The sequence below is a fragment of the Micromonospora sp. 4G55 genome, from assembly GCF_016803375.1.
Genome location: NZ_JAEVHN010000236.1, coordinates 1 through 8,673, shown reverse-complemented (window position 1 = coordinate 8,673; position 8,673 = coordinate 1). Strand labels below are relative to the sequence as shown.

The following is an 8,673-nucleotide window of genomic DNA, read 5'->3' as shown; positions in this document are numbered from 1 at the left end:
GGCCTCGGGCCGCCTGGGGGGCCGGCTGCCGGATGGCGGTGACCGGCGTGACCGGCTGCGTCGCCGGCCGGAGCTGGGCGGCCCGCCGCTCCCGGGCCGGCCCGGAGACCAGGTGGGCCACCGCCATCAGCGCGCCGATGGCGGCGCAGCCGAGCCAGAGTTCGGTGTTGCCGGCCCGTTCCCGGACCAGGCCGCCGAGGATCGGCGCGACCGCCCCGGCGATCTGCCAGGACAGCGAGAAGGCGCCCTGGTAGCGGCCGCGCAGCCGGTCCGGGGAGAGCTCGGCGATGAGAGTGGCGTTCGACGGCGAGTTGAGCATCTCGCCGAGGGTCCAGATCAGCACGGTGAGGCCGTAGAACCAGGCGGCGTCGGCGAACGCGGTCAGGCCGAAGCCGACGCCCATCACCAGCGAGGCCAGGGCGAGCACGTGCGACCGGCTGCGCCCCCTGATCAGCCGGGGCACGAAGAGCTGCCCGACGACGATCAGCACACCGTTGAGCGCGATCACCGAGCCGTAGGTGGCGGGGCTGAGACCCGAGTCGCCCATCGCGATCGGGAGCATCGAGATGTGCTGGAGGAAGACCAGCGCGGCGAACAGGTTCAGTGCCACGAAGCCCAGGAAGACCCGGTCGGAGGCGATGGTGCGCAGCGCGCCGACCGGAGCGGCGCCACCGGGGCGGGCCGGGGCGGCCGAGACCCGGCGGGTCTCCTTGACCCGGGTGAAGATGATCAGCGCGGTGATCACGGTGGTGGCCGCGTCGACCACGAAGAGCAGCAGGTAGCCGGCCTGGGCGGCGAACCCGGCGAGCACCGCGGCGCAGGCGAAGCCGAGGTTGATCGCCCAGTAGTTCAGCGAGAAGGCGCGCAACCGGTCCTTCTCCGGCACCACGTCGATCATCATGGCGCCGAACGCCGGCCGGGCCGCCTCGGCGAACATGCCGAGCAGCAGCGCGCCCGTGGCCACCGCCCAGAGCGGCCGGGCGAAGCCGAGCGCGAGCATCATGGTGGCCGCGCCGAGGTGCGCGGTGAGCAGCGTCGGCCGCCGTCCCCAGCGGTCGGTGAGCGTGCCGCCGACGGTGGTGCCGACCGCGCCGCCGACGCCCCACAGGCCCAGCACCAGGCCGGCCTGGGTGGGGGAGAAGCCGCGTTCCTGGGTCAGGTAGATGGCGAGGAAGACCAGGACGAACGAACCGAGCCGGTTGATCAGGGTGCCGGTCCAGAGGTACCAGAAGGTCCTCGGCAGCCCTCCGGTGGTGTCCCGGAACCAACTACGCACCGTCCGCACGCTCGCGCCCCCGCTTCGGTAATGACCGACAAGATGTAAGCGCCTTACAACCTAGTGCCGGCCCGGAACGCGGGTCATCGGTTTTTCCACGTGGTGGTCGTCACGGCCACCACCCGCGTGTCCACCGGCGGGGTGCGGCAGGATGATCGGCATGACTGCGAGCGAGGGGCCCACCGTCGGGACGCTGGTCCTGCTGCGGCACGGCGAGAGTGACTGGAACGCCAAGAACCTCTTCACCGGCTGGGTGGACGTCGACCTGACCGAGAAGGGCGAGAACGAGGCGCGGCGCGGCGGCGAACTGCTGCGCGAGCACAGCCTGCTGCCCGACGTGGTGCACACCAGCGTGATGCGCCGCGCGATCCGCACCGCCGAGCTGGCACTCAACGCCGCCGACCGGCACTGGATCGCGGTGCGCCGGTCGTGGCGGCTCAACGAGCGGCACTACGGCGCCCTCCAGGGCAAGAACAAGAAGCAGACCCTGGACGAGTACGGCGAGGAGCAGTTCATGCTCTGGCGCCGGTCGTACGACACGCCGCCGCCGCCGATCGCCGACGACGACGAGTTCTCGCAGGTCGGCGACGCGCGCTACGCGCTGCTGCCGGCCGAGCTGATGCCGCGCACCGAGTGCCTCAAGGACGTCGTCGAGCGGATGCTGCCGTACTGGTACGACTCGATCGTGCCGGACATCCTGGCCGGCCGTACGGTGCTGGTGGCCGCGCACGGCAACTCGCTGCGCGCCCTGGTCAAGCACCTCGACCAGATCAGCGACGAGGCGATCGCCAAGCTGAACATTCCCACCGGCATCCCGCTGCGCTACGACCTCGACCCGCAGCTGCGCCCGCTCACCCTGGGCGGCACCTACCTCGACCCGAACGCCGCCAAGGCAGCCGCCGCGGCGGTGGCGAACCAGGGCCGCTGACGCCACGACGAAGGCCCCCGGTCAACCGGGGGCCTTCGTCGTGCCCGGGTCAGTTCGACGCGGGCGTGGACTCGCCGGTGATCAGGTAGACCACGTGCTCGCCGGCGTTCACCGCGTGGTCGGCGAAGCGCTCGTAGAAGCGGCCGAGCAGGGTGGCGTCGATCGCCGTCTCCACCCCGTACGGCCAGTCGTCGCCGAGCAGCACGCCGAACAGGCTCTTGTGCAGGTCGTCCATGGCGTCGTCGTCGCGGTCCAGTTCGGCGGCGAGGTCGGCGTCGGGCTTGGCCAGCACCGTGCCGATCTTCTCCGCCATCCGGTCGGCGATGCCGGCCATGTCGGTGAAGACCGGCCGCAGCTCGGCCGGCACCGCCGGCGACGGGTGCCGGCGCAGCGCCGTCTTGGCCACGTGGTCGGCCAGGTCGCCCATCCGCTCCAGGTCCGCCGCGACGTGCAGTGCGGTGATCATGGCCCGCAGGTCGGAGGCGACCGGCGCCTGCCGGGCGAGCAGGTCACAGACCCGCTCCTCGACGTGCCGGTAGAGGTCGTCGATCTCGGCGTCCCGCGCGATCACGGCCTCGGACGCCTCGCGGTCGGCGGTGAGCAGGCCGCGGGTGGCCTGGCGCATCGCGGCGCGGACCCCTTCCGCCATGTCCACCAGCAGCTGGCTGACAATCTGCAGGTCGGCCCGGAACTCGTCGCGCATCGTCACTTCCTGGGGTCGGTGCCGCCGGCCCCTGGGGAGGGGCGTCCGGCATACGGGTCGAGCGGGTGCGCGCCAACCGTAGGCGGGGGGTGCGGACCCGAGGTGAACTCCGGTGAACGACGCGGGACCCGGGAGTGAACTTCTGCGGAAGTGAGGATGATTCGTCCCGTTATGGGCGATAGCCAGGTTAACAATGACCCTACGATCGCCGGGTGGAATGGGTGGTGGCGGTCGTGGTGGCCGTGGCGCTGGCGACCGGCCTGGTCGCCGGTCTGCTGCTGTCCGGGCCCGTCCGCGAGTGGCGGCGCCGGGCGGCGTCGTCGGGGAGCGGTGGCTCCCGCTGGAGCTCAGGGAGGCTCGCGATTCCCGACGACCAGCAGGGCGGCCTCACCGGGCTCGGCCGCAAGACGATCGCCGCACTGCGCGCCGGCGTGGTCGTGCTCGACCCGGACGACGTGCCGGTGCTGGTCAACCCGGCCGCCCGGGCGATGGGCCTGCTCCGCACCGGCGCCACGCCCGGCTCCATCGCCGCCCACCCGCTGATCCGTACCCTCGCCGGGCAGGTGCGCCGCACCGGCGTGCGGCGCGAGGTCGAGCTGGACCTGCCGCGCGGCCGCGACAACGCCGGCGTGAACCCGCTCGGGGTGCACCTGCGGGCGATGGGGCTCGGTGCCGGCTACATCTCGGTCGAGGCCGCCGACGTCACCGAGTCGCACCGGCTGGCCCGGGTCCGCCGGGACTTCGTCGCCAACGTCAGCCACGAGCTGAAGACCCCCATCGGGGCGCTGCAACTGCTCGCCGAGGCGCTGCTCGACGCCACCGAACCCGCCGGGGCGGCCGCGCCGGACCTCTCCGAGGACCTGGTCGCCGCCCGCCGCTTCGCCGAACGGATCCAGCACGAGTCGACCCGGCTGGGCCGGCTGGTGCAGGAGTTGCTGGAGCTGACCCGGCTGCAGGGCGCGGAGCCGCAACCCGCGCCGGAGCCGGTCGCGGTCGACTGGGTGGTCGCCGAGGTGCTCGACCGGACCCGCACCACGGCTTCCGCCCGGCAGATCCAGGTGGTGACCGAGGGCGAGAAGGGGCTGACCGTGTACGGCAGCGACACCCAACTCGCCACCGCCGTGGCCAACCTGGTGGAGAACGCGATCAACTACTCGGGCGAGGGCACCACCGTCCGGGTCGCCACCCGGGCCGACGCGGAACACGTCGAGATCGCCGTCACCGACCAGGGCATCGGCATCGCCCCCAACGAGGTCGACCGGATCTTCGAACGGTTCTACCGGGCCGACCAGGCCCGCTCCCGTTCCACCGGTGGCACCGGCCTCGGCCTGGCCATCGTCAAACACATCGCCAGCAACCATGGCGGCCGGGTGGAGGTGGCGAGCACTCTTGGAGGGGGCTCGACGTTCACTCTCCGGTTACCGGCCAGCCCCCCGGCCGACCTGGAGACGATACTGCCGTCGACTGGGATCGAGGCCGGCCCGGCCGAGCTTCGCCAGGTCTGACCGCACGAGAGGAAGCACCGTTGAGCCGCGTTCTGGTGGTCGAGGACGAGGAGTCGTTCTCCGACGCCCTGTCGTACATGCTCCGCAAGGAGGGTTTCGAGGTGTCCGTCGCCGCGACGGGACCCTCCGCCCTCACCGAGTTCGACCGGACCGGCGCGGACATCGTCCTGCTCGACCTGATGCTCCCCGAGATGTCCGGGACGGAGGTCTGCCGGCAACTGCGGCAGCGCTCGCACGTGCCGATCATCATGGTCACCGCCCGGGACAGTGAGATCGACAAGGTGGTCGGCCTGGAGATCGGGGCCGACGACTACGTCACCAAGCCGTACTCGCCCCGGGAGCTGGTGGCCCGGATCCGGGCCGTGCTGCGCCGGCAGAGCCCCGAGGTGACCGAGTCGGGCGCGCCGACGCTGGCCGCCGGCCCGGTCCGGATGGACATCGAGCGGCACGTGGTGACCGTCGACGGTGCCGCGGTCCAGCTGCCGCTGAAGGAGTTCGAGCTGCTGGAGCTGCTGCTGCGCAACGCCGGCCGGGTGCTCACCCGGGGGCAGCTCATCGACCGGGTCTGGGGCGCGACTACGTCGGCGACACCAAGACGCTGGACGTGCACGTCAAGCGGCTGCGCTCGAAGGTCGAGCCGGAGCCGTCCGCGCCGCGGTTCATCGTCACCGTGCGCGGCCTCGGCTACAAGTTCGAGCCGTAGGCCGTCAGGAGACCCAGCCGTAGCGACGCTCCGGGCGGCCGGCGGAGCCGTACCGGAGGTTGACCTCCGCCCGCCCGGTGTCGGCGAAGTGCTCCAGGTAACGGCGGGCGCTGACCCGGGAGATGCCCACCGCGTTGGCGCACTCGGCGGCGGAGAACGTCCCGGAGTGTCCCCGCAGGGTGCGTTCGACCAGCTCGGCGGTCTCGGCGCTGAGGCCCCGGGGCAGCGCCGAGGTGGCGATGTGCGCGCCGGTGCGGGACAGCACCCGGTCCACGTCGGCCTGGTCGCTCACCACCGTGGCGCGCAGCGCGTTGCGCCGGGCGGCGTACTGCTCCAGCCGGGTCCGCAGCTCGTCGAAGCCGAACGGCTTGAGCAGGTAGTTGACCGCGCCGTAGCGGACCGCCCGGCGTACCGCCTCGGCCTCCCGGGCCGCGCTGATCACCAGCACGTCGCAGTCGTGCCGGGCGGCCCGCAGCCGGGTCACCACGTCCAGGCCGAACATGTCCGGCAGGTAGAGGTCGAGCAGCACCAGGTCGGGGCGGAGCTCGTCGACGGCGGCGACCGCCTGCTCGCCGGTGCTGGCCGTGCCCACCACCCGGAAGCCGTCGATCCGCTCGACGAAGCCCCGGTGGATCCGAGCCACCATGAAGTCGTCGTCGACCACCAGTACGTCGATCACCGGACCCCCTCCAGAGTGCCGGTCACCGACATCCGGGCCGTGAACATCGCGCCCTCCTCGGTGTTCGTCACCGCCACCTCGCCGCCGCGACGGTGACAGACCAGCCGGGTGAGTGCCAACCCGATGCCCCGCTCGCCGCCCCGGGCCGCCTTCGTGGTGAAGCCGTGGGTGAAGACCTCCTGGGCCAACTGCGGGGCGATCCCCGGGCCGGAGTCGCGGACCACGATCTCCACCGAGGAGGCGTCCCGACGCAGCTCGACCTCCACCCAGGCCGGCCGGTCCGGCGGGTCGCCGCCGCCCGGCCGGCGTCGTCCGGAGCGCCGGACGCCGACGGCGTCGGACCCTCCCGGCCGCCGGCCACCGCCTCGACGGCGTTGTCGACCAGGTTGCCCAGCACCGTCGCGACGTCCGCGGCGACCGCCGGCTCCAGCCGGTCCAGGCCGGTCCGCTCGGAGATCCGCAGCTCCACCCGGCGCTCGGCGGCGAGCGCCGACTTCGCCATCAGCAGCGCCGCCACCGCCGTGTCGTGGATCCGGCTGGTGACGGTGAGGTCGAGCGAGGCCCGGTGCCGGCTCAGCGCGTCGACGTACCGGACCACCTCGTCGTGCTCACCGATCTGGATCAGCCCCGAGATGGTGTGCAGCTGGTTGGCGAACTCGTGGGTCTGGGCGCGCAGCAGCTCCGTGGTGCTGCGGAACGAGCCGATCTCCTGCTCCAGCCGGGCCAGCTCGGTGCGGTCGCGCAGGGTGGTCACCGAGCCGAGCCGGCGGCCGTCCTTGGTCACTGTCATCCGGTTCATCACCAGCACCCGGCCGCCGCGCACGACCACCTCGTCCCGGGCCTCCGGGTCGCTGTCGGCACCGGCCAGCACGTCCCGCAGCCGGCCGGAGATCCTCAGGTCCGCGAGGCTGCGGCCCAGGCAGTCCTCGGGCAGGTCGAGCAGCCGCCGGCCGACCGCGTTGACCAGGGTGATCCGCAGCTGCGGGTCCAGCGCGACCACCCCCTCGGCAAGGCCGTGCAGCAGCGCCTCCCGGTGCTCGGCCAGGCCGGCGATCTCCCGTGGCTCCAGGCCCAGGGTCTGCCGCTTGATCCGTCGGGCCAGCAACCAGGAGCCGGCCACCCCGAGCAGGCTGGCGATGCCCAGGTACGTGAAGAGGTACGACGAGGCGCCGACCAGCCGCTCCGACCAGGGCGGTGACGCCTCGCCGATCATCACCACGCCGAGGTGCCGCCCGAGGTTGTACTCACGGGCCCCGAGCACCGGCACCTGGGCCACCAGCTCCCGGGAGCCGCCGACCTCCAGCTCGCCGGACCAGCTCCGGCCCCGCGCGACATCGGGATCGCCGAGCACGAGCGGGCTGCCCACCAGCGTCGGGTCGGTGGAGCTGACCACCCGCCCCCGGGCGTCGGCCACGGTCACCGAGGTCACCCCGGACCGGGTCAGCGCGTTCTGCACCAGCGGGGCGACCAGCTCCGCCGGCGCGGCTGGTTGAGCCGGTCGCGCAGCAGCGGGTTTCCGGCGAGCTCCTCGCCGAGGGCGGCCACCCGCCGCCCCTCCACCCGGTTGAAGGTCGCCGCCGACTGGGCCAGCGAGACGGCGGCCACCGCCACCAGCACGACCACGATGATCGCGAGCTGGAGCACGAGCAACTGCCCGGCCAAGGTACGGCGGGGCGTGACCGCGACCACAAAGACCTCAATTTCCGCTGGTGACACAAGGCAGACGCGGGATCTGCCCGGGGGTCATCATCTTGCCGCCGGACTCCTTCGAAACGGAAGAGAAACAAGATGGCAACTCGGAGAAACCTGCTGGTCATGGGCGTCGCCGCCGCCACGGCGCTGGCGCTGGGCGCCTGCGGGGCCACCGCGGACAAGAACGAGGGCGGATCCGGCGGCGACGGCAAACCGGCCACCGGACTTCGGATCATGGTGCCGAACACCCCCGGCGGCGGGTACGACACCACCGCCCGCACCGCGGCCAAGGTGATGGAGGACGCCAAGATCGCCACCGGGGTGCAGGTCTTCAACCTGCCCGGCGCGGGCGGCACCGTCGGCCTCCAACGCACGGTGAACGAGAAGGGCAACGGCAAGCTCGCCATGCAGATGGGGCTGGGCGTGGTCGGTGCCTCGTACACCTCCAAGTCGTCGGCGACGCTCACCCAGACCACCCCGCTGGCGAAGCTGATCGAGGAGGCCGGCGCCATCGTGGTGCCGAAGGACTCGCCGTACAAGACGATCGGCGACCTCGTCGCGGCCTGGAAGGCCAACCCCAAGGGCATCGCGGTCGGCGGCGGCTCGTCCCCCGGTGGCCCGGACCACCTGCTGCCGATGCAGCTCGCCAAGACCGTCGGCATCGACCCCCGTCAGGTCAACTTCGTCTCGTACGACGGCGGCGGCGAACTGCTGCCGGCCGTGCTCGGCGGCAAGGTGGCCTTCGGCGCCAGCGGCTTCGGCGAGTTCCTCGACCAGGTCGAGGCCGGCCAGATCCGGGTCCTCGCGGTGACCAGCGAGGCGCCGATCGACGCCCTCAAGGACGTGCCGACGCTCAAGTCCGCCGGCATCGACCTGGTCTTCACCAACTGGCGGGGCATCGTCGCGCCGCCCGGCATCAGCGACGCCGACAAGAAGGTCTGGATCGACGCGCTGACGAAGATGCACGAGTCCGACGAGTGGAAGGCCGAGCTGGCCAAGCGGGGCTGGACCGACGCCTTCGTCACCGGAGACCAGTTCGCCACCTTCCTCACCGAGCAGGACAAGTCCGTGGCCGACCTGCTCAAGCAGCTCGGGTTGGCATGAGCGGCATGACGACCCGACCGGACCGGGGCGGCGACCCGCCGCCCCGCCCGGCGGCGGGTGGGGCGGGTGTCCCCGCCGTACCG

At 72.4% G+C, this 8,673-nt stretch carries 8 protein-coding genes and 2 pseudogenes; 4 read left to right on the top strand and 6 right to left on the bottom strand.

Going from position 1 to position 8,673, the window contains the following annotated elements; translation table 11 throughout:
* Positions 1–1,285, bottom strand: a 1,285-nt coding sequence (locus JNW89_RS19400; protein WP_238449979.1) for an MFS transporter, incomplete at its 3' end; no start/stop codon positions are given.
* A 151-nt stretch (positions 1,286–1,436) separates the two neighbouring features.
* Here JNW89_RS19400 and JNW89_RS19395 point away from each other — a divergent pair.
* Positions 1,437–2,204: a phosphoglyceromutase gene (locus JNW89_RS19395; RefSeq protein ID WP_238449978.1), complete on the top strand. Its 768-nt coding sequence runs from the start codon at positions 1,437–1,439 to the stop codon at positions 2,202–2,204.
* 49 nt (positions 2,205–2,253) lie between these two features.
* On the opposite strand, the gene phoU is transcribed toward JNW89_RS19395, so the two are convergent.
* Complete coding sequence (phoU, locus tag JNW89_RS19390; protein ID WP_238449977.1) at positions 2,254–2,907, bottom strand: phosphate signaling complex protein PhoU; 654 nt, start codon at positions 2,905–2,907, stop codon at positions 2,254–2,256.
* A gap of 233 nt (positions 2,908–3,140) precedes the next feature.
* Here phoU and JNW89_RS19385 point away from each other — a divergent pair, with 233 nt between their 5' ends.
* Together JNW89_RS19385 and JNW89_RS19380 are read left to right on the top strand one after the other, a co-directional pair.
* Complete coding sequence (locus JNW89_RS19385) at positions 3,141–4,412, top strand: cell wall metabolism sensor histidine kinase WalK (protein WP_238449980.1); 1,272 nt, start codon at positions 3,141–3,143, stop codon at positions 4,410–4,412.
* A gap of 20 nt (positions 4,413–4,432) precedes the next feature.
* Positions 4,433–5,115: pseudogene (locus tag JNW89_RS19380) on the top strand (response regulator).
* Positions 5,116–5,119: 4 nt separating this feature from the next.
* Here the strand turns inward: JNW89_RS19380 and JNW89_RS19375 are convergent.
* The 4 genes and pseudogenes from JNW89_RS19375 to JNW89_RS19360 form a co-directional block, all read right to left on the bottom strand.
* Entirely contained in the window at positions 5,120–5,794 is a 675-nt protein-coding gene (locus JNW89_RS19375) for a response regulator (RefSeq protein WP_238449976.1), read from the bottom strand.
* Positions 5,791–6,018: an ATP-binding protein gene (locus JNW89_RS19370; RefSeq protein WP_238449975.1), complete on the bottom strand. Its 228-nt coding sequence runs from the start codon at positions 6,016–6,018 to the stop codon at positions 5,791–5,793. Before JNW89_RS19370 ends, JNW89_RS19375 begins: the two co-directional genes overlap by 4 nt.
* Positions 6,019–6,422: 404 nt before the next feature.
* Positions 6,423–7,223: pseudogene (locus JNW89_RS19365) on the bottom strand (PAS domain-containing protein); the annotation flags it as partial.
* Positions 7,224–7,234: 11 nt separating this feature from the next.
* Positions 7,235–7,483, bottom strand: a complete 249-nt coding sequence (locus JNW89_RS19360; protein ID WP_238449974.1) for a hypothetical protein — start codon at positions 7,481–7,483, stop codon at positions 7,235–7,237.
* 99 nt (positions 7,484–7,582) lie between these two features.
* Here JNW89_RS19360 and JNW89_RS19355 point away from each other — a divergent pair, with 99 nt between their 5' ends.
* On the top strand, positions 7,583–8,590 hold the full coding sequence (locus JNW89_RS19355) for a tripartite tricarboxylate transporter substrate binding protein (protein WP_154941675.1): 1,008 nt from the start codon (positions 7,583–7,585) through the stop codon (positions 8,588–8,590).
* Positions 8,591–8,673: the final 83 nt, after the last annotated feature.

What these genes read in the sequence shown, in the direction of transcription:
- JNW89_RS19395 (WP_238449978.1), top strand. Translation starts at nt 1,437, where the DNA reads ATGACTGCGAGCGAGGGGCCCACCGTCGGGACGCTGGTCCTGCTGCGG.
- JNW89_RS19355 (WP_154941675.1), top strand. Translation starts at nt 7,583, where the DNA reads ATGGCAACTCGGAGAAACCTGCTGGTCATGGGCGTCGCCGCCGCCACG.
- phoU (WP_238449977.1), bottom strand. Translation starts at nt 2,907, where the DNA reads ATGCGCGACGAGTTCCGGGCCGACCTGCAGATTGTCAGCCAGCTGCTG.